Source organism: Brevundimonas sp. (genome assembly GCF_044336875.1).
Lineage (GTDB): Bacteria > Pseudomonadota > Alphaproteobacteria > Caulobacterales > Caulobacteraceae > Brevundimonas.
Genome location: NZ_JBIIOP010000001.1, coordinates 263,408 through 286,606, shown reverse-complemented (window position 1 = coordinate 286,606; position 23,199 = coordinate 263,408). Strand labels below are relative to the sequence as shown.

The window sequence follows — 23,199 nt, the reverse complement described above, 5'->3', positions numbered from 1 at the left end:
CTGCGGTTAGGTGTACTAAAGTGAGAATTGCACTTGTTGGTCTTTGCCAAGTTGTCGGCATGGGGGATGCGTTAAAGTCTCTCTTTCCGGAAGCCGTTATCAAGCATCGCCATATAAAGCGCAATTCTGAGATGCAGCAGGCTATAGCCGATAGCCTGCCTTCATATGACCTGGTGATAACTCAGTTCCAGGATCATCATGACATGCCTCTGTTCACGGAGGGGCGTCTTCTCGAGGCGGGCGTGCCGCGCGTGGAAGTGGTTCCGCCCTTCATATTCCGCGGGTTCCATCCCGACTCATGTCTCATATCGGGCGTTCCTCAAACGCCCATTGAAGCCTTTCATTCCAAGATATTGAGTGCGGCCTTTTCATTAGGTCTGCCTCTTGATCGAGCAATCATGCTCTTCAACAAGCTTGTCTATAAGCGTTTGGGATATTTCGAGGAGTTCTCTTCCAGTCGATCCAGTTTGATGGCCTCTTACGAGCCTTACGGCTACGATGTCATTGTCGAGCGAGATTGGGATTTATGGTTGAAAGGCGGAGCGTTTATGCATACGCCGCTCCATCCTAACGTCCGTGTTCTGTCTTCTCTTGCAACGTTTGCTGTCGAGCGTTCAGGAATCGCTCCATATGAAATAACGCCGCCATCCGACGTGGTTGATGTATTTGACCAACAGCATGCGTGGCCATTCTATACGGAACTTGCTGAAGAGATTGGTATGTCTGGCGATTATACTTTTAGAAATTATGCCAGAAATGTAGCTGAGGATGGAGATAGATTTATCCAGTTGGTGGAATTTTCCAAAAAATCGTACGAAATTTTCGAAAGATCCAGTCGATCTGCAATCGACAACGACCCCGGCGTAATCGAGGGGCGTGATGTGCTGCGTGACATCATTGTAAACTAGGATATATTTTCAGCTGTTATGGGCGGGATATGAATCGGCGTCTTCGATTGCGTGGAATCGTGGCGACGGAAGTGCATTCGTCCTGATTGTTTCGTTTCAAGCGTCATGGCCTGAATTGGATCTCGTCCATCGGAAGGGGCGGCCTTCTGGTTTCGGGTGTGCTATGCGGCCCGCACCGATGACCCAAGACGTCCAGACACAACACTCGATCTCGACCGCCCAGCCGGAAGACTTCTTCCAGCTGCTCAAGCCCCGCGTCATGTCCGTGGTGGTCTTCACCGCTGCGACCGGACTGGTGATGGCGCCCGGGTCGATGAACCCGCTGGCGGCCGCCATCGCCATCCTGTGCATCGCCGTGGGGGCCGGGGCGGCGGGGGCGCTGAACATGGCGCTGGAAGGCGAGACCGACGCCCTGATGCGGCGCACGCGCGGTCGCCCGGTGGCGGCGGGGCGCGTTCGGAAAAATGATGCGATGGCGTTCGGCGTCATCCTGAGCCTGTTCTCGGTCATGCTGCTGGGCATGAACACCAACTGGTTCGCGGCCGGTCTGCTGGCCCTGACCATCGTCTATTACGCCGGCTTCTATACCCTGCTGCTGAAGCGGCGGACGCCCCAGAACATCGTCATCGGCGGGGCGGCGGGCGCCTTTCCGCCGGTGATCGGCTGGGCGGCGGCGACCGGTCATGCGCCGTGGCAGGCCTGGCTTCTGTTCCTGATCATCTTCCTGTGGACCCCGCCGCATAGCTGGGCCCTGGCCCTGTATTCGGCCGGCGACTACGCCAAGGCGGGGATCCCGATGATGCCGGTGGCGCGTGGGGCCAAGTCCACGCGGCTGCAGATCCTGGTCTATTCCGTCTTCTTCGTCGCCTCGGCCGTCGCGCCGGCCCTGCTGGGCATGGGCGGGCTGATCTATGCTGCGGTGTCGGTCGCGGGCGGCCTGGGCTTCATGGGCCTGGCCTGGCGTCTGTTCCGCTCGCGCGCGGGCGACGAGCCGGACAAGGCCGACACGGTGGGACGCGAGGCCGCATTGTACGAGGTCAAGGTCCAGGCCAAACCGGCCCGTGACCTGTTCGCCTTCTCGATCCTGTATCTGGTCGCCCTGTTCTCGGCCCTGCTGGTCGAGGCCGTGTCGGGCCTGGGAGTGTAACGAGCCATGCGTCTGAGCCCCGAGGAACTGCGCGCCCGCAAGCGGCGCAACGTCTGGATCGCCCTGGCTCTGGTCGCCTTCATCATCCTGGTCTTCGCCACGACCGTCCTGCGCCTGCAGCAGAACCAGGCCAATGAGCGCGCCCTGCTGGAAGGGTCTGCTGCGGCGGCGTCGCGATGAACAATCCCGGCCGCAAGAACCTGATCGCCATCATCTGCGTCCTGGGCGTGATGGGGATGACGGGCGCGGCCTTTGCGGCGGTGCCGCTGTACCGGATGTTCTGTCAGGTGACCGGCTTCGACGGCACGGTGCGCAAGGCGGACAAGGCGCCGGACACGGTGCTGGACCAGACGGTGCTGGTGCGGTTCGACACCAATGTGCGCGGCGTGCCGATGAAGTTCCGCTCGGAACAGGCGACCCAGAGGGTGCGGATCGGCGAGACGGGGCTGGCCTATTTCGATGTGACCAACACCTCGGACAAGCCGATCCAGGTGCGGGCCGGATACAATGTCGTGCCGGAATACACCGGACCCTATTTCCAGAAGCTGCAGTGTTTCTGTTTTGAGGATCAGACGCTGCAGGCGGGCGAGACGCGTCAGTTCCCGGTCCAGTATTTCATCGCTCCCGAACTGGCCACCGACCGCGAGGCCAAGGGGGCGCGCGAGATCACCCTCAGCTACACCTTCTATCCCTCGGTCGACGCCCCGACCCGTCCGAACGCCTGATGGGCAAACCGGGTGTCGACTTCCCCGGCGTCGGCTGCGGACTGGTGATCCAGCGCGCCGACGGGCGGGTGCTGCTGTGCAAGCGGCTGAAGGCGCCCGAGGCGGGCCATTGGAACATCGTCGGCGGCAAGGTCGATCACGGCGAACTGTCCGCCGAAGCCGCGCGTCGCGAGGCCGAGGAGGAGAGCGGGCTGAAGATCGGCGCCGTCGACTTCCTGTGCCTGAGCGAGGAGATCATTCCCGCCGACGCCCAGCACTGGGTCTCGCTGATCTATGTGACGCGGGACTTCACTGGCGAGCCCTGGCTGACCGAGCCTGACAAGCTGTCGGAGATCGGCTGGTTCGATCCGGCGGACCCGCCGCAGCCGCTGTCGGCGTTCTCGGTGAAGGCGTTCGCGGCCCTGGCGTCGCGCGGCTGAGGCTCTGCCCCGCAGGTGACGGCCCGTCTCGTAGCCAGGGTTCGGTTCGGCGCCCCCGGGGGTGTCGGAGCCGGCGAGGTTCGGAACGGACCGCCTGATCGGAGGAGGATGTCCGACCGATCGAGCGCGTCAGTCGCATATCCGCCGCTCGAGAAAAGCGGTCTCGCCCGAGGCGGGAAAAATCCCTGAAATTACAGTCTGGGCGTCAGGCGATTGCGACCTTGGCGGGAGTGGCGACGGTCGCTGCGACCGGTTCCGGCGGGAGGACCGACAGGGCCTGGAGCGCTTCGTAGGACATTCGTTTGCCTTCCATCCTCTGGGCGATCTCGGCCAGCAGATTGGCGGCGAAGGCCTCCGCCATCAGCGGGTCGGCGACGTCGATCCGGACGCTGGTGGTCACTTCGGCGCCGGCGCCGGCGAAACTGAAGACGAAGACGTGGCCCGTCTCCGTGGCGTCGGTCATCGTGGAAATCAGATCCATGGATACTATCCGGTAACGCCGCCCCGGAGGCGGAAACTGTCGAGGTCGCCGGTCGTTCCCGGACGACCGCCGTTATTCTGCGATGGCGTCAACGACCGCGCCGCCCCCAGCCGCTGCGCATATAGTCGTTGAGGATTTCCAGAAGCATCAGCGAGACGTTCCGTCGGATCCAGGCCATCGCACGCTCCCCCCGTCCTGTGGCGATCGGGTCCGGTATCATGGACGGGGACGCGTCGCCGTCCCAATCTTGGGACGATTTCGCGGGCGGCGCGTCCCTGCGGCCTCAGGCCCCGGCGATCCCGTCCAGTGTCGCCAGGGCGGCGTCGGACAGCATCAGTTCACCGGCGGCGAGGTTCTCGCGCAGATGGCCCACGGACGAGGTGCCGGGGATCAGCAGGATATTGGGCGACCGGCGCAGCAGCCAGGCCAGGGCGACCTGCATCGGCGTGGCGTCCAGTCCGGCGGCGACCTCCGACAGGGCGGTCGACTGCAGCGGGCTGAATCCGCCCAGGGGGAAGAAGGGCACATAGGCGATCCCGTCGGCGGCCAGGGCGTCGATCAGGGCGTCGTCGTCGCGATGGGCCAGGTTGTACTGGTTCTGGACGCAGACGATGGGGCAGATGGCGCGGCCCTCGGCGACCTGGGCGGCGGTGACGTTGCTGAGGCCCACGTGTCGGACCAGGCCCTGGCGCTGCAGGTCCGCCAGCGGCTCCAGCAGGGCGGCGATGGAGCCCTCGGCCGGGCCGTGGGTGTCGAACATGACGCGCAGATTGACGACGTCGATCGTGTCGCGGCCCAGGTTGCGCAGATTGTCGTGCACGGCCGCGACCAGTTCGTCAGGCGAGAAGGCCGGCAGCCAGGCGCCGTCCGGACCGCGCCGGGCGCCGATCTTGGTCACCAGGGTCAGGTCGTCGGGATAGGGGGACAGGGCCTCGCGGATCAGCCGGTTGGTGACGTGGGGGCCGTAGAAGTCGCTGGTGTCGATGTGGTCGACGCCCAGGGCCACGGCCTCGCGCAGGACGGCGAGGGCGGCCTCATGGTCTTTCGGCGGCCCGAAGACGCCGGGGCCGGCCAGCTGCATGGCGCCATAGCCGAGGCGGTTCACCGTACGGTCGCCGAGGCGGAAGGTGTTGGACATGATCGCTCGCCGTTGAAGGAACGACGCCGATCTAGGGGCTGGGCCGCTGAACGATAATCGGGCAAGGTTCGGACGGGCTGTGCGGAAAGGCGAACAATGAAGCCGGATCTCAGCGATCTGAACGCCTTCGTCGCCGTGGCGCGTGCGGGCGGGTTCCGCGAGGCGGCGCGGCTGGGCGGCGCCGGGGCCGGGGGCGGCGCCTCCAGCCTGAGCGAGGCGGTGCGGCGGCTGGAGGAACGGCTGGGCGTGCGGCTGCTGCACCGGACGACCCGCAGCGTGGCCCCGACCGAGGCGGGCCAGAGGCTGATGGAGCGGCTGGCGCCGGCCCTGGGCGAGGTGGAGGCGGCGCTGGAAGGGATCGGCGATCTGCGCGACCGGCCGGCGGGGACGCTGCGGCTGAACGTGCCGGCCAGCGCGGCGCGGCTGGTCCTGCCGCAGATCGTGCCGGGGTTTCTGGCGGCCTATCCCGATATCCGGCTGGACCTGACCGTCGAGGAAAGCCTGGTCGACGTGCTGGCGGCCGGGTGCGACGCGGGGATCCGCTACGAGGAGCGGCTGGAGCAGGACATGATCGCCGTGCCCATCGGACCGCGCCAACAGAGGTTCGCCTGCGCCGCTGCGCCCGCCTATTGGGACCGGCGCGGACGACCCGAACATCCGCGCGATCTGCTGGCCCACGACTGTCTGCGCGGACGGTTTCCCAGCGGCGCGGTCCCGCCGTGGGAGTTCGAACGCGACGGCGAGGTGGTGATGGTCGATCCGACAGGGCCGATGGTGTTCGGCGTCAACGGCGCGGCGGATCTGGCGGTCGATACGGCGGTGGCGGGCGTGGGCGTGATCTTCCTGTTCGAGGACTGGATCCGACCGCATCTGGACAGCGGGGCGCTGGAGCCGGTGCTGACGGACTGGCATCAGCCGTTTTCAGGACCGTTCCTCTATTATTCGGGGCGGCGGCTGACCCCGCCGCCGCTGCGGGCGTTCGTGGATTATGTGCGATCCCGCAACGCGCGGATTTGAGGGCCGTTCGCGATCAAGGCGGAAAGGCGGCGGCCACTGGCGTCCTGCGCGGACGGCGGTTATAGCTGGAGCAAATAAGGCGAGTTCATCGCCAGCCCCAATATAGAGATGAAACGCATGGCCGACGCGCACGCCGCTCCGCACCACGACTATCACCTCGTACCGCCCAGCCCGTGGCCGCTGGTGTCGTCGATCGCCGCGACCATCATGTTCATCGGCGCGGTGGTGTGGATGAAGGGGCTGGCGCCCGCCGACGCCGGTCCGGTCGCCGCCAACTTCCTGGCCGAAGGCAAGCCGGGCCTGTTCTTCGCCGGCCTGGCCGGGGTGCTGGTGTCGATGTTCGGCTGGTGGTCGGACGTGATCAAGGAATCCAAGGCGGGCGATCATACGCCGGTCGTGTCCCTGGGCCTGCGCTACGGCATGATCCTGTTCATCGCGTCCGAGGTGATGTTCTTCGTCGCCTTCTTCTGGATGTTCTTCGACATGGCCCTGTTCCATGAATCGCGGGCCCTGACGCCCGAGGTCGGAACCTGGGCCGATACGGCCAAGGCCTGGTCGACCTGGCCGCCCAAGGGGATCGAGGTGCTGAGCCCGTGGCAGCTGCCGCTGCTGAACACCGTGACCCTGCTGCTGAGCGGCTGCACCGTCACCTGGGCCCACCACGCCATCCAGACCGGCGACCGCAAGGGGGCCAAGATCGCCCTGGCCATCACCGTGGCCCTGGGCGTGCTGTTCACCTGCGTCCAGGCCTATGAATATCACCACATCCTGCACGAACACCTGTTCTTCAACGAGGAGGCGGTCAACTCGGGCCTGTATGGGTCGATCTTCTTCATGGCGACGGGCTTCCACGGCTTCCACGTCCTGATCGGCACCATCTTCCTGACGGTCTGCCTGGTCCGTCTGCTGGCCGGCGACTTCACGCCGGAGAAGCATTTCGGCTTCGAGGCTGCGGCCTGGTACTGGCATTTCGTCGACGTGGTCTGGCTGTTCCTGTTCGCCTTCGTCTACGTCGTCTTCGGTTGATCCAAGACGAGTCTGACACGGTCGAGGCGGCGGGGGGCGAGGGATCGTCTCCCGCCGTCGCCGTTTCCGACCATCCGGCGCAATGGGGGCTGAAGGGGCGATGCCCGCGCTGTGGGCAGGGGCGCCTGTTCGACGGCTTCCTGAAGGTGCGACCGGGGTGCGAGGCCTGCGGCCTCGACTTCTCGACCATCCAGACGGGGGACGGACCGGCGAGCTTCATCATGCAGATCGCCGGTTTCGTGGTCGGGTTCTCGGCCCTGATCGTCGAGATCAAATTCCACCCGCCCATGTGGCTGCACCTGATCGTCTGGCTGCCGCTGGCGGCGGTGTTGTCGCTGGCCCTGATGCGGCCGGGGAGGGGACTGATGATCGGACTACAGTACAGGAACCAGAGATGAGGCGTTTCCCCTGGATCCTGACCCTGCTGACGGCGGCGGCCCTGGTGCTGCTGGTCGGGCTGGGCGTGTGGCAGGTCGAGCGGCTGAAGTGGAAGGAAGGCCTGATCGCGGCGGCCGATGCGGCCGCGGCTGAACCGCCCGTTCCGCTGGACCAGCTACGGGGTGAAGGCGACCTGGAGTTCCGCAAGGCGTTGATCGTCTGTCCCGGCCTGGCCACCGCCGCCTATGTCGAACTGCAGTCGATCCATGACGGCGAGGCCGGGGTGAGGCTGATCTCGGCCTGCCGGCCGGTGGATGCGGATTTCAGCCTGCTGATCGACCGGGGCTTCATCGCCGACGGGGTGACGGCGCGGCCGCGCGTGGTCGAGTCGACCCTGCCGCTGGTGCTGGTCGGCGAGTTCCGCAGCTTCGACCCGCCAGGCTCGATGAGCCCGCCGCCGATGAACGGCCGCTTCTATGCGCGCGACACGGCGGCCATGGCCAAGGCCCTGAAGGTGACGGGGACGGTGCGGCCCGAGGCGGTGTTCGCGATCACCGCGATCAATCCGGAACTGCCGCAACTGAGGGCGTCCGCGCCGCCGGCGGCCTTTTCCAACAATCATTTCGGATACGCCCTGACGTGGTTCGGGCTGGCGATTGCGCTGGCGGGCTTCTATGTGGCCCTGCTGCGACGACGCCTGAAGAAAGACACCCCCTGACCGCATCCCTGCACATCCTGTCCAACGGCGTCCGCGTCATCTGCGACCCCATGCCCGGGCTGAAGACCCTGGCCGTCGTCGTCACCGTCAAGGGCGGGGCGCGGTGGGAGCCGGAGGACCGCTCCGGCTGGTCGCACCTGCTGGAGCATCTGGTGTTCAAGGGCGCGGGCGACATGGCCGCGCGCGAGATCGTCGAACGGGTCGAGGCCGAGGGCGGCACGATCAACGCCGCCACCGGCTATGAGCGGACCAGTTTCGAGGTGCGCGGGCTGGAAGGCACCCTGGCGCTGAACATGCAGGTGCTGTCCGACCTGGTGTTCCGCCCCACGCTGGATCCCGCAGAGATCGAGCGCGAGAAGGATGTCGTGGCCCAGGAGATCGCCGAGGCCTTCGACACGCCCGACGATCATGTGTTCGAGATGGTCCAGACCCGCGCCTTCGCCGGACAGCCGCTGGGCCGGCCGATCCTGGGCTCGATCGACAGTCTGAAACCGGCCGACAAGGCCAGCGTCGAGGCCTGGCGCGCGCGGCTCTATTCGCCCGACCGGATGGTGGTGGCGGCCTCGGGCGCGGTGGACGAGACGGAACTGCTGGCCCTGGCCGAGCGGTGGTTCGGCGACGCCGTGGCGACCCCGGTCGAGGAGCCGGCGCCGGCCCTCTTCGTCGGCGGTCACGCCAAGCTGACGCGCAAGATCGAACAGGCCAATCTGGTGTTCCAACTGCCGGCCCTGTCGGCGACCGATCCGGCCCTGTCGGCCATGCGGCTGTTCGGCGAGATCCTGGGCGGGGGCATGGCCTCGCGTCTGTTCCAGAGCGCGCGCGAGGAGCGGGGCCTGGCCTACGCCATCGACGCCTATCAGGAACCCTACGCCGACACGGGGGTGCTGGGCATCTACGCCGGCGCGGCCGCGGATCGGGCCAGGGAACTGGCCGAGGTGTCCGCCGCCGAGGTGCGTGGTCTGGCCGAGAGCGGACCGACGGCGGCCGAGCTGTCGCGGGCCAAGGCGGTGATGAAGGCCGGTCTGTGGATGTCGGACGAGAACCCCATGAGCCGGGCGGGGCGCAACGCGGCCCAGACCCTGATCTTCGGCGCGCCCCTGTCCAGCCTGTCGATGACCGAGACGCTGGAAGCCCAGACCATCGCCGACGTGCGGGCGGTCGGCGAACGGGTGCTGGCGTCCGGTCAGTCGGCCAGCGCCGTGCTGGGGCCGAAGTCGGCGGCGCCGGCGGGCGAGGCCTTCGCGACGGCCCTGTTCGGGGGATAGGGGGAACCGCACTCGACGCGGATCGGTTATGCTGGAGCTTGCGCCGTCCCGGCCAGCCATCCAGCCACCGGAGAAGCCCCATGTCCGTCCGCGTCGCCCTGATCGTCGGCAGCCTGCGCGAGGGCTCCTATTCGCGCGCCATCGGTCTGGAGCTCAAGGCCCTGGCCGCGCCCGGCCTGGATCTGGACCTGATCGAGATCGGCGACCTGCCGCTCTATAATCCCGACCTGGAGACCGACGACGCGCCCCAGGCCTGGACCCGGTTCCGGGCCGAGGTGGCCGCCACCCAAGCGGTGCTGTTCGTGACGCCGGAATACAATCGCTCGATCCCAGGCGCGCTGAAGAACGCCCTGGACGTCGGCTCGCGCCCCTATGGCCACAGCATCTGGCAGGCCAAGCCCGCCGCCATCGTCAGTGTGTCGCCGGGCGCCATCGGGGCCTTCGGCGCCAATCATCATCTGCGCCAGCCCCTGGTCTTCCTGAACATGCCGACGATGCAGCAGCCCGAAGCCTATGTGGGCAATGTCGCAACCCTGCTGGACGACAGCGGCAAGCTGACCAGTGACGGGACGCGGGACTTCCTGAAGAGCTTCACCGATGCTTTCGCCGCCTGGATCGAGAAGACGAAGGGCTGAAGCCGCGATGTTCCAACGCCCTATCGCCCAACGCGTGAACCAGGGAGGACGTCCGTGACCCCCGAGACAAACAGGCAGACGGCGCGGGACTTCTACGACCTGATGTTCAACCAGTGTCGGCCCAGGGAGGCGATCGACCGCTATGTCGGGGATCGCTACATCCAGCACAATCCGGTCGTGCCGGACGGCAAGGACGGCTTCATCGCCTATTTCGAACGGATGGCCGAGGACTATCCCGGCAAGCGGGTCCATATCGTCCGCACGCTGGCCGAAGGCGATCTGGTGGTGTTGCACACCCGTCAGGAATGGCCGGGCGACAGCGACTGGGCCGGAATGGACATCTTCCGCTTCGAGGGCGGCAAGATCGTCGAGCATTGGGACGTGTTGCAGCGGGTGCCCGCAGAGGCGGCGAACGGCAACACGATGTTCTAGGTCAAGCCGCAATTGAAAACGGCGGCTCCGCGAGGAGCCGCCGTCGGCATTTCAGCTGGAAGCTGAAATCAGCCTTGGGTCTGGAGCTGGCCAGCCGATTCCTTGCCCGAACGCTTGTCGCGTTCCAGCTCGTAGGAAACCTTCTGGTTTTCGTCCAGGCCGCGCAGGCCGGCGGCTTCAACGGCCGAGATGTGGACGAAGACGTCCTTGCCGCCGTCGTCGGGTTGGATGAAGCCGTAACCCTTGGTCGGGTTGAACCATTTAACAGTGCCGGTAGCCATGATGAGACCTCCGCTAGAAGTTGACCGAGGGAACGTCCCTGCGGCCTGTCGGGTCTGAATGGAGCGGCCTGGACTCGGTGCGTTCGCAAAGAGGGTGGCGTTACGCAGAGAGATCGACAGAGCCTATGTGCTCAGGTCTTTGTGACAAATGCAAGCGCGGCCGCTGAGGGCCAATATTTGGGACGGGGGAACGGTCCAGCTTGGCAGGCGTTTCATGACGACCAGGAAAGGCTCCAACATGAACCGTACCCATGTCGTGGAGCGCGCGTACCAGCTCGCTCGCACCCCCGATTGTCTGAACACCGGCGACGTCGTCAAGGCCTTGTCCGCAGAGGGTTATTCGGGCGCCGAGATGTCCCATTTCCAGGGCACGTCGATCCGCGCCGACTTGAACCGCATCTGCAAGGAAGCCCCAAGCGAGGCCGCCTAGACCGTTAGACCAGGTTGTCCAGCGTCGGCGCCTCGGCTGCGCTGCCGGGGAAGACGCGGGCGTCCAGGGCGGCGCGGTCCACGCCCATATGGTCCCGCAACACCCCCTTGAACACCGATCGCACGTCCAGGGTCGGCGCCAGGTCGCGGCCCTCGAACAGGCGATTGTCGGCCAGGGTCGGCCAGTCGCCGATCAGGCCGCCCGGCTTGACCGCCCCGCCCGCGAGCAGCAGCGACGAGCCCGTGCCGTGGTCCGTGCCCTGGGTTCCGTTGGCGCGGGCGGTGCGGCCAAACTCGGTCGCGACCATGACGACCGTGTGCGACCAGTCGTCGGCCAGGCCATTCCTCAGACCTGAAACCAGCTGGTCCAGGCCCGTCAGACGGGTCTGAAGCTGGGCCTTCTGGCCGGCGTGGGTGTCCCAGCCGTCCAGCGAGACCGCGACGACATCGGCGCCGTCGGCCCCTGTCATCAGCCGCGCGACGGCGCGGCCCAGGCCTTGGGCGTCGTTGCGGCGCAGGGTCTCGCCCCCTCCGCCCCCTCCGCCCATGCCGACCAGTTCCTCGGTGGCCAGGCCGCGCGCCAGGTTTCGGCCCAGCAGGGGATCGTCGACATAGAGATCCTGCAGCAGGGAGGCGATCCGGTCCTCGCCACGCACCGCGCCCCCCGGCGCCCAGCTGGAGACGGGGGCGTCGCCGCGCAGGATCAGCGGCGTCTGCGCCCCGATCGACAGCCCCTTCAAGGCCGTTCCGCCCGCCGCGACCATGGCCCGGTTCAGCCAGCCGTCGTCCTGTTGGCGCAGGGCTTCGCCGCCGTTCTCGAGCACGTCCTGGGCGTCGAAATGCGAGCGAATCCGCACAGGCAAGGCCACGGCGGCGGCGAACCGCATCCGCCCCTGTCCATGCAGGGCGTGCAGGCCCGCGAGGGCGGGGTGCAGGCCGAAGCCCTCGCCCAGGTCCAGCACGCCGTCGGCCTCGCCCGGCGCGGGCAGGGCCAGGCCGCCGCGCAGGGCGACATAGTCGGGATCGGCGTGGGGCGCGGTGACGGACAGGCCGTCCATGGCCCCTCGGGCGATGATCACGACCAGCTTGTTCCGGGACGCGTTCGACTGGGCGACGACGCGCCCGGCGAAGCTCAGGCCCAGTCCGGCGGCGGAGGCGCCCAGAAGGGCGCGGCGGTTGAGGGCGACATGGGTCATCGGCGTTGAAACTCCGGCGACATGAGAAGAAGGGTCAGGGCCTCGGGCCGGCTTTCGGCCCGGGCGACGGCGAGGCGGGTGCGGTCTGTCATTCGGTCGCCCAGGGCCGAGGCCGCTGCAGCGTTCACATCGGCGATCCGGGCGGTCTCGGCGACGGTCCTGGCCCAGTTGAGGCGTTTGACCAGGGCGTCGGGGCCGGCCCAGTCGGCCGCCGTGTCGGGCCAGCCCTCGGGCGAGGGGGGCGCGAACGGCGGCTGGCCCATGGCGACCAGAGCCTGGCGCAGAGGCTGGATGGTTTGGGGCGGGGCGCCCAGCGCGCGGTGGGTGGAGACGACGAAGTCGTACGGGGTCTTGAACTTGGCCGGCTGGGCCGACCAGGTCTCGGGCGCCTCGATCAGGGCGCGGGCCACCTGGGCCAGATCGCCGTCGGACCGGGTCCAGGCCTGTTCCAGCCGGGCGACCAGAGGTTCGGGCGGCGTGTCCGAGGTGAAATGGGCGGCGATCCGGCGCGACAGGCGTTTCGCCGTGGCGGGATGGCGGGCCAGGTCGCGCAATATGGTCTCGCCCTGGATCTCGCCCGTCTCCGCATAGGTCCGGCCCATGACGGTGCGGGCGCCGGGTTCGTGGATATCGGCGCGGAAGACGAAGCCGTTGACGCCGGGCTGAACCTGGCGCGCCGCCTGTCGAGCGCGGCGGGCGGGGTTCGGCGTCGGCCGATCCTGGGCCCGGGGGACGGACCAGCCCGTCAGGGCGCGCGCCAGTTCGGTGACGTCGGCCTGGGTGTAGCCGGCGTCGGCGCCGACGGTGTGCAGTTCCAGCATCTCGCGCGCCAGGTTCTCGTTCAGGCCGCCGTTGCGGCGCGCGCCCGCCATACTGTCGGGACCGGCCGAGCGGGTCTGATCCAGATAGAAGAGCATGGCCGGATGCTGTTCTGCGGCGACCGCCAGATCCTCGAACCGGCCGAAGACGTGGGGGCGGATCGCCTCGCGCTCGTATTGTTCGATAAAGGCGCCGCTGTCGAACTTGACCGAGGAGACGGTGATGGCGTTGGCCCAGAACAGGGCCCAGCGCTCGGCGAACCCCTGGTCGGTCGCAGCCCCCAGCCGGACGCGCGCCAGAAAGGCCTGGGCCGTGTCCTGGGCGAGGTCGCGACGGGCGGAGCGGCGCATGGCCGCAGGCTCGGCGTCGCCGGGGGCGGGCCTGGCGGGATCAGACGCCTGGGCGGCGGCCGGCGCGATGTCCCGCCGGGCCTGGCGGCTCTGGCGCCGCCCGGCCTGGTAGTCGAGAAATTCGGTCATGCGCCGGTCGGAGGGAACCAGGTCGTCGGCGGGCTGGGGCGCGCCCTCGGGCCGGATCTGGTCCAGGGGCCAGCCGCGCGGGTCGGGGGCGACGCGGTCTATCTCTCCGGGGCGGGCGCCGAGACCCAGTCGGGTCAAGGCTATGGCGGCGTCGGTCGGGGATGAGGCCATGGGCGGTCTCCTTGTCCGTCGTTCCTCATTGTAACGCGCCGGACGCAAAACTCCGTCGCGCATCAGATTCGCGTGCATCCGTCGCCAAGCGGTTGTCCACGCGCTAGATTGGGGTTCGATGGCCCTGCTGGACTGGATGAGCGATGTGGCCGGACCCATGGTCCGGGGCGACGGCGTGCTGCTGCGGCCGCCGCGCGCGTCCGATTACGCCGCCTGGTCGGCCCTGCGCGACAATTCCCGCGACTATCTGCAGCCGTGGGAGCCGGCCTGGCCCGAGGACGACCTGTCCAAGCCCGCCTTCCGCCGTCGGTTGTCGATCTATGCGCGCGAGATGGAGCTGGGCAACGCCTGGCCCTTCTTCGTCTTCATCGACCACGGCAAGACCCTGGTCGGGGCCGTGACCCTGTCGAACGTTCGGCGCGGCGTCGCCGAGACCGGCACCCTGGGCTACTGGATCGGCCAGCCCTATGCCGGCCAGGGCCATGCGACGGCGGCGATGCGGGCGGTGGTCGGCTACGCCTTCGATAAGCTGAAACTGCACCGGCTTGAGGCGGCCTGCCTGCCGACCAACCACGGATCGCGGCGGGTGCTGGAAAAATCGGGCTTCCGCAACGAGGGAAGGGCCCGCGCTTATTTGAAAATTAACGGCGAGTGGGCAGATCATCTTCTGTTCGGCCTCGTCGAGGACGAGCATCGCGGCGACCGAGCGCCGACTTGAGGGGGCGACAGCCGTGAACGCGCGATCCCGATCGCTGGCCTGGGACGCCACGACCGCCATCGAGGCGCTCGCGGCCGCCGACACGGCCCTGTGGATCTGGACCCCCGGCGAAGACCATCTGAGATTCACCGGCGCGACGCGGGCCCTGGGCCTAGGGCCGCTGGCGCCCGAGTGCACCGCCGCCGGCTTCGTCGCCTCGGCCCTGCCGCAGGACCGGTCGCTGGCCGAGAAGATGCTGAAGCCGCAGGAGGAGGGGACCGAGGTCGCCGTCCGCCTGAGGATGCGCGGATCCGAGACCTGTCTGTGGCGCGGGGTCTGGCTGGAGGACGGACTGCGGGCCGCCGGGGTGGTGGCGCTGGAGACCAAGTTCGCGGCCTCGGATCGGGATGCGCTGACCGGCCTGCTGGACCGCCGCGCCTTCATCGCCCGGATCGGCGAGGTTCTGACCCAGACCGGCGACTACGAGATCGTGGTCGGGGACGTCGATCGGCTGCGCCGACTGAACGAGGCCCTGGGCCACGAGCGGACCGACCTGGTCCTGTCGGCCCTGGGCTCGCGCCTGGCCGCGGCCTTCTCCAAGGACGCCTCGCCGGCCCGGATCGGCGAGGACGAGTTCGCCGTCATTGTGCCCAAGACCGCCAGCCACACCAGCTATCGCCTGCGGGAGGCGCTGGAACAGCCGCTGCGGGTCGCGGGCTTCGACATCTATCCGACCGTCTCCATCGGCGCGGTGGTGGTGGAGGGCGGGCCGGATGCGCCCGACGCCTCCGAACTGCTGCGTCGGGTCGAACTGGCGGTGGAATCGGCCAAGGGCGCCGGACGCGGCGGATCGGCCGCCTATGGCCGGGCGCTGGAGAGCGACAGCCTGAGCCGACTGGCGCTGGAGGCGGATCTGAGGAACGCCTTCGTGCGCGGCGAGATCGTGCCCTTCTTCCAGCCGATCGTGAATCTGAACACCGGGGCCGTCGCCGGCTTCGAGGCCCTGGCGCGCTGGCGTCACCCGCGCCGCGGCCTGGTGCCGCCGGACGAATTCCTGGGCCTGACCGCCGACCTGGGCATGATGAACGACCTGGGTCTGCTGATGATGACGCAGTCGGCGCGGCAGCTGGCCGAATGGATCCAGCGCCATCCCCAGGCGGGCAAGATGTTCTGCAGCGTCAACCTGTCGGTCGGCGAGATCGAACGGCCGCACCTGTGCGAGGACGTGGCCCGGATCATCAAGGAAACCGGCCTGCCCAGGGGCGCGCTGAAGCTGGAGGTCACCGAGGGCGACATCATGCGCGACACGGCGCACGCCGCCGAGGTGCTGCAGTCGCTGAAGGACGTGGGGGCGTCCCTGGCGCTGGACGATTTCGGCACCGGCTTCTCGTCCCTGTCCTATCTGGCGCGCCTGCCGTTCGATACGCTGAAGATCGACCGCTATTTCGTCCTGACGATGAACAAGGACGAGGGCTCGGCCAAGATCGTCAAGTCGGTGGTCAACCTGGGCCGCGACCTGTCGCTGGAGGTCGTCGCCGAGGGGGTCGAGAACGCCGAACTGGCGGGCCTGCTGCTGCAGGCCCAGTGCCACTACGGCCAGGGCTTCGGCTATGCGCCCGCCCTGCCCGCGCAGGAGGCGGAAGTCTATCTGGCCGAAAGCCTGGCCGACGGGACGGCGCCGCTGAAGCAGCGGTCGGCCTGACGGGTCAGCGCAGCACCGGCTCCGCATCCGCCAGCACGACGTCGTGCATCAGGTTCAGATAGGCCTCGTAATAGGGTTTGTGCGAGGCGCCGACGATGGTCAGCATCCGCGTGCCGGGGTGTTGGCCCAGGACGTCGCGCATATTGGCGACCATCCGCAGGTTCCGCGTCTCCCAATAGCCGACATAGGACCGACCGAAGCCCTGGGTCGACGGCTCGACCAGGGCGGCGCCGAAGTCGGACTGATAGGTCCGCAGGGCCTGATACGGCGCGTTGTAGGCGCGGTACAGGTTCAGCACGCCGTCCGGTTCGCCCAGCCGAGATTCCAGCCGTTCGGACTCGGCGCGGCGGGCGGCGGTCGCGGGATTGTCCCAGGCGCCCATGATGGCGTCGCGGCGGGCCTTCAGTTCGACGGGATCCTGAGGGTCGGCGGCATCGGCGGAATGGTCGTCGACGCTCCAGAGGCGCTCCAGTCCGAGACGAGCGGCGAGAGGCGCGGCGATCTGGTCGGTTTCATTGCGTCGCGCCTTGATGCGGTCGAGACGCGCGGCCAGGTCGTCGGTTAGGCCGTCGCCGGAGCGGCGTTCCTCGGTCGGCAGGCGCAACCACTGGACCAGGGCGGAACCCTGCTCGCCGGCCGCCAGGAAGACCGCCGCCAGACGCCGGCGTTGCCCCGCCGCCGGGGCGGCCGGCCAGTCGGCCAGCATCCGTTCGGCCTCGGCGTTCGCCGCCGGGACGTCCAGCCCCAGGGCTTCGCCGGCCGCCGTTGGATCGGAGCAGTAGGTGTCGATCGTGTCGGCGTAGCGCTGGGGGTAGCGGCGCAGGCTGTCGCACTGAAGCCCGGACAGATCCTCGGTGGCGATCGCGGTGGGCCGCCAGGCCTCCAGCCTATCCATCAGAGGCGCCAGAAGTGCGAAATCGAAGGTGGCGGGCAGGCCCGACAGGTGGGCCGTGCCCAACACCAGCACCGTATTGGGCTCGCCCGGCGGCGGACCCTTCAACTGGTCGGGGTGGAAGTCCGGACGATAGTCCTGCGCCCCGGCCAGGCTTGCAGTCGCCGCCGCCGCCAGGACGACGAAGGACGACAGGATACGGTGACGCGAACGCTTCATCTCGGCATGGCCTTGAACTGAGACCGCCAGCCCCGGCGGCGACGGGACCATGGCGCGGAATATGGCCGAGCGCCCGTTAAGCTTTGGACATCTAGCTGTGGTCCGGACTGAAGGATGCGACCTTAACACATGGACTGTATCATGTTAAAAAAATCTACAAAAACGAACACGTGGAGGCGACATGTTAAGTGCGACCTATGTGATTCCCACCCTGCCGCCACGGCCTGATCTGGAAACCGTCGCGGTTCTTCGGGGGGCCGCGAAAGCGCATCGGCATCTGGCGGAGCTCAAGGGGCGTGCGCGCAGCATTCCGAACCAGGCCATCCTGATCAACGCTCTGGTGCTGCAGGAGGCCAAGGCCAGTTCGGAGGTCGAGAATATCGTCACCACTCAGGACGAGTTGTTTCGTGCAAGCCTGTTTTGGGAAGAGGCGGATTCGCCGGCGGCGAAAGAGGTCGCGAATTACGGAGACGCCCTGAAGCGTGGTTTCGATCGGTTGCAGGCAGGCCAGGGCCTGCTGACCAACAACATCCTGATCGAGATGTTTCAGGTCCTGAAGCGCAGCCAGGAACGGTTTCGCTCTACGCCCGGCACGGCATTGAAGAACCAGGCGACCGGCGCGGTGGTCTATGTACCGCCGCAGTCCGAGGCCGAGATCGTCCGGCACATGAAGGATCTGGAGGTCTTCATCAACGACGATGCGGCCAGTGATCTCGATCCGTTAGTGAAGATGGCCCTGATCCATCATCAGTTCGAAAGCATCCACCCGTTCTCGGATGGAAATGGCCGGATCGGGCGAATCCTGAACGTCCTATATCTGACGCGGGCGGGACTGCTGGACATCCCGGTTCTCTACCTCAGTCGCTATGTCACGGCGAACAAGGGTGAATACTATCGCCTGCTGCAGGACGTCCGCGACAACGGCAGGTGGGAGCCCTGGCTGCTGTATATGCTCAGCGCCGTGTCGGAGACGGCGCGCCAGACGCTGCACCTGATCGACGGTATGAGCGCCCTGATGGCGGACTATAAGGCGCGGCTGCGCGCGCACGAGACGATCCGCTATTCGCAGGATCTGTTGAACAACCTGTTTCGCCATCCCTACACTCGGATCGAGTTCTTGCAGAATGATCTCGAGGTGACACGGCAGACGGCGGCGAAATACCTCGATCAGCTTGCGGCGGCGGGCTTTGTCGAGAAGCATCAGTCCGGGCGGAACAACTATTACGTCAACACGCCCCTGATTGCCCTGCTGATGAAGGTGTCGGATGAAGGATAAGGCTTTCACCGGCGAAAGACGGACATGACCGACGCCAGACTGGAAATCGCCGCCGGCTTCGCCACCGCCATCGGGCCCAAGGCGGGCAATCAGGATTTCGGCGGAATCCATCTGGGCACGCCGGCCGAGCAGCGCGAGCACGGGGTGGTGGCGGTGATCGCCGACGGGGTGTCGGGCTCCAAGGCCGGGCGGATGGCGGCCGAGCTGACGACGCGCAGCTTTATCGACGGCTATCTGGACCAGAACCCGCTGAACGGCATCGCGCCCAACGGGATCAAGGCGTTGCGGGGCTTCAATCGCTGGCTCCATGCACGGGGCAAGATCGATCCCGCCATGGAGGCGGCGGCGACCACCTTCACCGCCCTGATCCTGCGCGGGCGGGAGGCGGTGGCCCTGCATGTCGGGGACAGTCGGGCGTATCATTTCAGGGACGGGGTGCTGACCCGCCTGACCGAGGATCATACGCGGGCGCAGCAGGGGCTCAGCCATGTGCTGTATCGGGCCGTGGGGATCGAGGCGGACGTCAAGCTGGACGTGCGTCATGTGGGACTGGCGCCGCACGACCGGCTGTTGCTGACCACGGACGGGGTGCACGGGGTGCTGCCGGACGAGGCCCTGGCGCGGCTGCTGGGGCGGCGCGGCTCGCCGGACGCCGACGCCAAGGCCATACTGGCCGAGGTGGCCGAGATCGGGGCGCGCGACAACAACACCGCCCTGGTCATCGACGTGGTCGCCATCGGCGCGCCGGACTGGGAGGCGATCACCGCCGAGGCCGAGGGGCTGGCGATCCTGCCGCCGCCCAATGTGGGCGAGACGGTCGATGGGTTCGCGCTGGAGCGGGTGGTGGCGGACGGGCGCTACACCCGGCTGTTCCTTGGGCGGTCCGGCGACGAGCGGGCGGTGCTGAAGTTTCCCAAACCCGCCGTGGTGTCCGAGCGCGGCGCGCGCACCGCCTTCCTGCGCGAGGCCTTCATCGGTCGGCGGATCGACAGCCCCTATGTGGGGCGGGTGCTGAGCCTGGACGCCGGCCGGCAGAGCCGGCTCTACATCGCCCAGCCCTTCTATCAGGGCCAGACCCTGCACGCGCGTCTGGCCGAGGAGGGCCCGTTCGAGATCGCCGAGGGGATCGGGGTGGCGCTGAAACTGGCGAAGGGCGTGGCGGCCCTGCACCGGGCCGGGGTGACCCACCGCGACATCAAGCCGGACAATGTGATCCTGGAGACGAACGGCGGGCTGAAACTGGTCGATCTGGGCGTCGCCCGCCTGCGTCGCGCCGAGGAGTTCGCCGAGGCCGAGGCGCCCGGCACCCCCGGATACAAGGCGCCCGAGATGTATGACGGCGAGAGCGGGAATGCAGCGACGGACCAGTTCGCCCTGGGCGTGACCCTGTACCGGATGTTCACCCGCACCTATCCCTGGGGCGAGGTCGATCCGAACGACGCGCCCCGGTTCGACCGCACGCCCGCCCCGCCGACGCGGCACCGGCCGGACATGCCCGCCTGGCTGGAGGCGGCCATCATGCGCGCCGTCGCGGTCGATCCGGACGAACGGTTCGAGGACGTCGAGGAACTGATCCACGTGCTGGAGACCGGCAGCGCCGTCGCCGCCCCGGCGCCGCGCCCCCTGTCCCTGATCGAGCGTGATCCGGTGCGGTTCTGGCAGGGGCTTTGCCTGGTTCTGGTGGTGCTGCTGATGATATCCCTGGCGACGCGATAGGGGCTAATACGCCGTGCACAGCCGAATGGATGCTGCGGCATATGGCGACAGGTCGTGCGTGGAACATACCGAAGTTCAATGCTTTTCGGTGCCGCGGGGACAGTCGTGCCCGTTCTCTCTTTCAGGCACGAAGGCCTTACGCACATGATCAAGACCCTGACCACCACCAGCGTTCTGGCGCTGGCGCTCGTTTCCACGCCCGCCCTGGCCCAGTCCGTGGCTCCCGACTGGTCCGGCCCCTACATCGGCATCTTCGGCGGCTACAACCAGTCGAACGAGGACGAGGACGAGATCCTGCGCTTCGACCGCAATCTCGACGGAAACTACGGCGACACGGTTACGACTGCAGCCGGCGCCGACGCCTTCAGCCCCGGCTTCTGCGGCGGCGCGGCGACCAGCACCGGACCGGCGACGGGTTGCCGTGACGACAACGACGGCGTCGAGGCGGGCGTGCGCGGCGGCTATGACTGGCAGTTCGGCAATATCGTCGTCGGCGCCCTGGCCGAATACAGCGTCAACACCGTTCAGGACACGGTGACCGGCTTCAGCACGACCCCGGCCTTCTACAGCTTCACCCGCGAGCTGGAGAGCACGGCCGCCGTTCGCGCCAAGCTGGGCTACGCCATGGGTCCGGCCCTGATCTACGGCACGGGCGGCTACGCCTACGGCAAGTTCGACAACACCTTCCGCACCTCGAACACCGCCAACCGCTTCACCGAGACCACCGAATCCGATGACGGCGACGGCTGGCAGGCCGGCGGCGGCGTGGAATACGCCCTGGGTCGCGGCCTGACGGTCAGCGGCGAGTATCTCTATACTTCGCTGAGCGTCGACAGCCCCGTGATCCGCGTCGACAGCACCGGCACGACCCCGGCGACCAACCCCTTCATCCTGGCGCCGAACACGACCGGTACCGACATGACGCGCGGCAACGGCAAGTTCGGCACGCACATGGTGCGCATCGGCATGAACTACCGCTTCTAAGAAGCGCGGGTTCCATAAACGACGACGGCCGGGGTTCGCACCCCGGCCGTCATCAATTCGACCGCTGGCCGGAGGCGCCGGACCGTCAGGCGGCTTCGGCCATCGGCGGCAGGACGTTGTCGAGTTCCAGCAGGCTGATCATGTCGCCATCGACGGCGAAGATGCCGGCGATGACGCCCGCGCCGGCGTCGGCGCCCATGTCCGGCGTCTGCTGGCGCGAAGAGTCGTCCAGCTGGACGATGTCCGAGACGGCCTCGACCAGAAGGCCGACGGTGCGGGTTCCGCACTTGACCACCATGATGGCGTGACGGGCTGAGGGTTCCTTGGTCGGCAGGCCGAGGCGCGCCGCCAGGTCGATGATCGGCAGGACCGTGCCTCGCAGGTTCACGACCCCCTTCATATAGTCCGGCGCACGCGGCAGGGGCGTGGTCGGGGTCCAGCCCCGGATCTCCAGCACCGAGGTGATGTCGATGCAGAAGGCCTGTTCGCCGACGCGAAAGCCGACCAGTTCACGTTGACCGCCCGTGCCGCCCAGTGTGGTGCCTGCCATCAAAACGCCTCCCAATCCGATGTGGCGCCGGCATATCCGCCGCCGCCTGCCGCCACCTTGCGGGGGCGAGGGTTCGTATCCGCCGCGAAGGCCTCGATGCGCGCCTGGACCTGATGGACCGGCGTCGGCGCGCGCTGGGCTCCCGGGGCGGAGACCTGGAAACGACCCACGAGCTGGGACAGGTCGGCGGCCTCGCGACTGAGGCTCAGACTGGCGGCGGTGGACTGTTCGACCATCGCTGCGTTCTGTTGCGTAACCTGGTCCATGTCGTTGACCGCCGTATTGACCTCGGCCAGGCCGATGGCCTGTTCCTGGGTCGAGGCCCTAATCTCGCCCATCAGGCTGGTGATTTCGTTAATCCGCGCGGCGATTCCTGTCAGAGCCTCGCCCGATTGACGCACCAGGACCACGCCGTCCTTGACCTGTGCGCCGCTGGCTGAAATCAAGGTCTTGATTTCCTTTGCGGATTCGGCCGAACGCTGGGCCAGGGCCCGCACTTCCGAAGCGACGACGGCGAAGCCGCGACCGGCCTCTCCGGCCCGCGCCGCCTCGACGCCGGCGTTCAGGGCCAGAAGATTGGTCTGGAAGGCGATCTCGTCGATCACCCCGATGATCTGGCCGATCTGGTCGGACGAACGTTCGATCTCGCCCATGGCCTCGACCGCCCGCTGCACGACCGCGCCGCCGGTCTCGGCCTGGCCGCGGGTCTGGCCCACGACGGCGTCGGCGGCCTGGGCGTTCTCCGCCGTCCTGCGGACGGTGGCGGTGATCTGGTCCAGGGCGGCCGCGGTCTCCTCCAGGCTGGCGGCCTGGCGTTCGGTGCGGCGCGACAGGTCTTCCGCCGCGCTGCTGATCTCATCGGCGCCCGACTGCATCGATCCCGCATTGCCGCCGATCACGCCCACCGCCTGGTCCAGGGCCGCGATGGCGCGGTTGAAGTTGTCGCGCAGCTGGGCGTATTCGCCGGGGAAGGTCTCGGCGATCCGGTAGGACAGGTCGCCCGCCGCCATCGCGGCCAGGGCGCGTCCCGTGCCCTCGACCACGGCGTTCTGAACCTGGGCGGCCTCGCGATCGGCCTCGGCGCGGCGCTCGCGCTCGATCTCGGCGGCGGTCACGTCGGTGGCGAACTTGACCACCTTGTAGGGTTTTCCCGCGGCGTCGAAGATCGGATTGTACGACGCCTCGATCACCGCGCGCTTGCCGCCCTTGCCGTAGCGGGTGAAGGTGTCGGCGACGAATTCGCCGGCGTTCAGACGTCGCCAGAACTCAACGTAGGCGGGCGAATTCGCCTCGCCCGGATCCATGAAGATGCGGTGGTGTCGGCCCTTTATCTCGTCGAGATTGTAGCCGACGACCGAAAGAAAATTCGCGTTGGCGTCGCGAATGACGCCGTCCAGGTCGAACTCGATCACGGCCTGAGATCTCTGGACTGCGGCAAGCATGCTGCGCAGGTCCTGGGCTTCGCTGGTCTCTTTGACGGACCGCTTGAAAATAGGCAT

At 67.5% G+C, this 23,199-nt stretch carries 26 protein-coding genes; 18 read left to right on the top strand and 8 right to left on the bottom strand.

Annotated features, from left to right (window positions below):
- The first annotated feature begins 20 nt into the window (after positions 1-20).
- From ACIQ1T_RS01420 to ACIQ1T_RS01400, 5 genes are all read left to right on the top strand, one after another.
- Positions 21-908, top strand: coding sequence for a WcbI family polysaccharide biosynthesis putative acetyltransferase (locus tag ACIQ1T_RS01420; RefSeq protein ID WP_395942703.1), 888 nt, complete (start codon positions 21-23; stop codon positions 906-908).
- Positions 909-1,086: 178 nt separating this feature from the next.
- A complete protein-coding gene (gene cyoE, locus ACIQ1T_RS01415) occupies positions 1,087-2,055 on the top strand; it encodes a heme o synthase (protein WP_395942702.1) in 969 nt (322 codons plus the stop codon).
- A 6-nt stretch (positions 2,056-2,061) separates the two neighbouring features.
- A complete protein-coding gene (locus tag ACIQ1T_RS01410) occupies positions 2,062-2,235 on the top strand; it encodes a hypothetical protein (RefSeq protein ID WP_395942701.1) in 174 nt (57 codons plus the stop codon).
- A complete protein-coding gene (locus ACIQ1T_RS01405) occupies positions 2,232-2,780 on the top strand; it encodes a cytochrome c oxidase assembly protein (RefSeq protein WP_395942700.1) in 549 nt (182 codons plus the stop codon). Before ACIQ1T_RS01410 ends, ACIQ1T_RS01405 begins: the two co-directional genes overlap by 4 nt.
- On the top strand, positions 2,780-3,199 hold the full coding sequence (locus ACIQ1T_RS01400; protein ID WP_395942699.1) for an NUDIX domain-containing protein: 420 nt from the start codon (positions 2,780-2,782) through the stop codon (positions 3,197-3,199). Before ACIQ1T_RS01405 ends, ACIQ1T_RS01400 begins: the two co-directional genes overlap by 1 nt.
- A 205-nt stretch (positions 3,200-3,404) precedes the next feature.
- Here ACIQ1T_RS01400 and ACIQ1T_RS01395 read toward each other — a convergent pair whose 3' ends face one another.
- Positions 3,405-3,680 (bottom strand): hypothetical protein, encoded by a 276-nt coding sequence (locus ACIQ1T_RS01395; RefSeq protein WP_395942698.1) that lies wholly within the window; start codon positions 3,678-3,680, stop codon positions 3,405-3,407.
- Between the two features lie 283 nt (positions 3,681-3,963).
- The gene (locus tag ACIQ1T_RS01390; protein ID WP_395942697.1) at positions 3,964-4,818 is read right to left on the bottom strand and encodes an aldo/keto reductase family oxidoreductase; all 855 of its coding nucleotides are present in this window, start codon (positions 4,816-4,818) and stop codon (positions 3,964-3,966) included.
- Positions 4,819-4,914: 96 nt separating this feature from the next.
- Between ACIQ1T_RS01390 and ACIQ1T_RS01385 the strand changes: the two genes are divergently transcribed.
- The 7 genes from ACIQ1T_RS01385 to ACIQ1T_RS01355 all read left to right on the top strand — a co-directional run bounded on the left by ACIQ1T_RS01385 (position 4,915) and on the right by ACIQ1T_RS01355 (position 10,289).
- On the top strand, positions 4,915-5,835 hold the full coding sequence (locus ACIQ1T_RS01385; RefSeq protein WP_395942696.1) for a LysR substrate-binding domain-containing protein: 921 nt from the start codon (positions 4,915-4,917) through the stop codon (positions 5,833-5,835).
- 117 nt (positions 5,836-5,952) lie between these two features.
- Positions 5,953-6,861 (top strand): cytochrome c oxidase subunit 3, encoded by a 909-nt coding sequence (locus ACIQ1T_RS01380; RefSeq protein WP_395942695.1) that lies wholly within the window; start codon positions 5,953-5,955, stop codon positions 6,859-6,861.
- Positions 6,858-7,259, top strand: a complete 402-nt coding sequence (locus ACIQ1T_RS01375; RefSeq protein WP_395942694.1) for a DUF983 domain-containing protein — start codon at positions 6,858-6,860, stop codon at positions 7,257-7,259. The genes ACIQ1T_RS01380 and ACIQ1T_RS01375 overlap by 4 nt, the downstream gene beginning before the upstream one ends.
- On the top strand, positions 7,256-7,957 hold the full coding sequence (locus ACIQ1T_RS01370) for an SURF1 family protein (protein WP_395942693.1): 702 nt from the start codon (positions 7,256-7,258) through the stop codon (positions 7,955-7,957). Before ACIQ1T_RS01375 ends, ACIQ1T_RS01370 begins: the two co-directional genes overlap by 4 nt.
- Before the next feature lie 50 nt (positions 7,958-8,007).
- Entirely contained in the window at positions 8,008-9,222 is a 1,215-nt protein-coding gene (locus tag ACIQ1T_RS01365; protein WP_395942692.1) for a M16 family metallopeptidase, read from the top strand.
- An 80-nt stretch (positions 9,223-9,302) separates the two neighbouring features.
- Positions 9,303-9,857 (top strand): NADPH-dependent FMN reductase, encoded by a 555-nt coding sequence (locus ACIQ1T_RS01360; RefSeq protein WP_395942691.1) that lies wholly within the window; start codon positions 9,303-9,305, stop codon positions 9,855-9,857.
- A 54-nt stretch (positions 9,858-9,911) separates the two neighbouring features.
- Positions 9,912-10,289: a nuclear transport factor 2 family protein gene (locus tag ACIQ1T_RS01355; RefSeq protein ID WP_395942690.1), complete on the top strand. Its 378-nt coding sequence runs from the start codon at positions 9,912-9,914 to the stop codon at positions 10,287-10,289.
- 68 nt (positions 10,290-10,357) lie between these two features.
- On the opposite strand, the gene ACIQ1T_RS01350 is transcribed toward ACIQ1T_RS01355, so the two are convergent.
- Positions 10,358-10,570 (bottom strand): cold-shock protein, encoded by a 213-nt coding sequence (locus ACIQ1T_RS01350; RefSeq protein WP_314122654.1) that lies wholly within the window; start codon positions 10,568-10,570, stop codon positions 10,358-10,360.
- A 238-nt stretch (positions 10,571-10,808) separates the two neighbouring features.
- Here ACIQ1T_RS01350 and ACIQ1T_RS01345 point away from each other — a divergent pair, with 238 nt between their 5' ends.
- Positions 10,809-11,000, top strand: a complete 192-nt coding sequence (locus tag ACIQ1T_RS01345; protein WP_395942689.1) for a hypothetical protein — start codon at positions 10,809-10,811, stop codon at positions 10,998-11,000.
- A 4-nt stretch (positions 11,001-11,004) separates the two neighbouring features.
- Here the strand turns inward: ACIQ1T_RS01345 and ACIQ1T_RS01340 are convergent, their stop codons facing one another.
- Entirely contained in the window at positions 11,005-12,195 is a 1,191-nt protein-coding gene (locus tag ACIQ1T_RS01340; RefSeq protein WP_395942688.1) for a DUF1501 domain-containing protein, read from the bottom strand.
- Positions 12,192-13,664: a DUF1800 family protein gene (locus ACIQ1T_RS01335; protein WP_395942687.1), complete on the bottom strand. Its 1,473-nt coding sequence runs from the start codon at positions 13,662-13,664 to the stop codon at positions 12,192-12,194. Before ACIQ1T_RS01335 ends, ACIQ1T_RS01340 begins: the two co-directional genes overlap by 4 nt.
- 118 nt (positions 13,665-13,782) lie before the next feature.
- Between ACIQ1T_RS01335 and ACIQ1T_RS01330 the strand changes: the two genes are divergently transcribed.
- Positions 13,783-14,382: a GNAT family N-acetyltransferase gene (locus ACIQ1T_RS01330; RefSeq protein WP_395942686.1), complete on the top strand. Its 600-nt coding sequence runs from the start codon at positions 13,783-13,785 to the stop codon at positions 14,380-14,382.
- A 13-nt stretch (positions 14,383-14,395) separates the two neighbouring features.
- Positions 14,396-16,063 carry a putative bifunctional diguanylate cyclase/phosphodiesterase gene (locus ACIQ1T_RS01325; protein WP_395942685.1) on the top strand — a complete coding sequence of 556 codons (1,668 nt, stop codon included), beginning with the start codon at positions 14,396-14,398 and terminating at the stop codon, positions 16,061-16,063.
- A 4-nt stretch (positions 16,064-16,067) separates the two neighbouring features.
- Here ACIQ1T_RS01325 and ACIQ1T_RS01320 read toward each other — a convergent pair whose 3' ends face one another.
- On the bottom strand, positions 16,068-17,174 hold the full coding sequence (locus ACIQ1T_RS01320; protein WP_395942684.1) for a DUF5694 domain-containing protein: 1,107 nt from the start codon (positions 17,172-17,174) through the stop codon (positions 16,068-16,070).
- Between the two features lie 181 nt (positions 17,175-17,355).
- Here ACIQ1T_RS01320 and ACIQ1T_RS01315 point away from each other — a divergent pair, with 181 nt between their 5' ends.
- The 3 genes from ACIQ1T_RS01315 to ACIQ1T_RS01305 all read left to right on the top strand — a co-directional run bounded on the left by ACIQ1T_RS01315 (position 17,356) and on the right by ACIQ1T_RS01305 (position 21,150).
- Entirely contained in the window at positions 17,356-18,450 is a 1,095-nt protein-coding gene (locus ACIQ1T_RS01315; RefSeq protein WP_395942683.1) for a Fic family protein, read from the top strand.
- Positions 18,451-18,474: 24 nt separating this feature from the next.
- Positions 18,475-20,166: a bifunctional protein-serine/threonine kinase/phosphatase gene (locus ACIQ1T_RS01310; RefSeq protein ID WP_395942682.1), complete on the top strand. Its 1,692-nt coding sequence runs from the start codon at positions 18,475-18,477 to the stop codon at positions 20,164-20,166.
- Positions 20,167-20,310: 144 nt separating this feature from the next.
- The gene (locus ACIQ1T_RS01305; protein ID WP_395942681.1) at positions 20,311-21,150 is read left to right on the top strand and encodes an outer membrane protein; all 840 of its coding nucleotides are present in this window, start codon (positions 20,311-20,313) and stop codon (positions 21,148-21,150) included.
- Positions 21,151-21,235: 85 nt separating this feature from the next.
- Here ACIQ1T_RS01305 and ACIQ1T_RS01300 read toward each other — a convergent pair whose 3' ends face one another.
- Positions 21,236-21,700, bottom strand: a complete 465-nt coding sequence (locus ACIQ1T_RS01300; RefSeq protein ID WP_395942680.1) for a chemotaxis protein CheW — start codon at positions 21,698-21,700, stop codon at positions 21,236-21,238.
- Entirely contained in the window at positions 21,700-23,199 is a 1,500-nt protein-coding gene (locus ACIQ1T_RS01295; RefSeq protein ID WP_395942679.1) for a methyl-accepting chemotaxis protein, read from the bottom strand. Before ACIQ1T_RS01295 ends, ACIQ1T_RS01300 begins: the two co-directional genes overlap by 1 nt.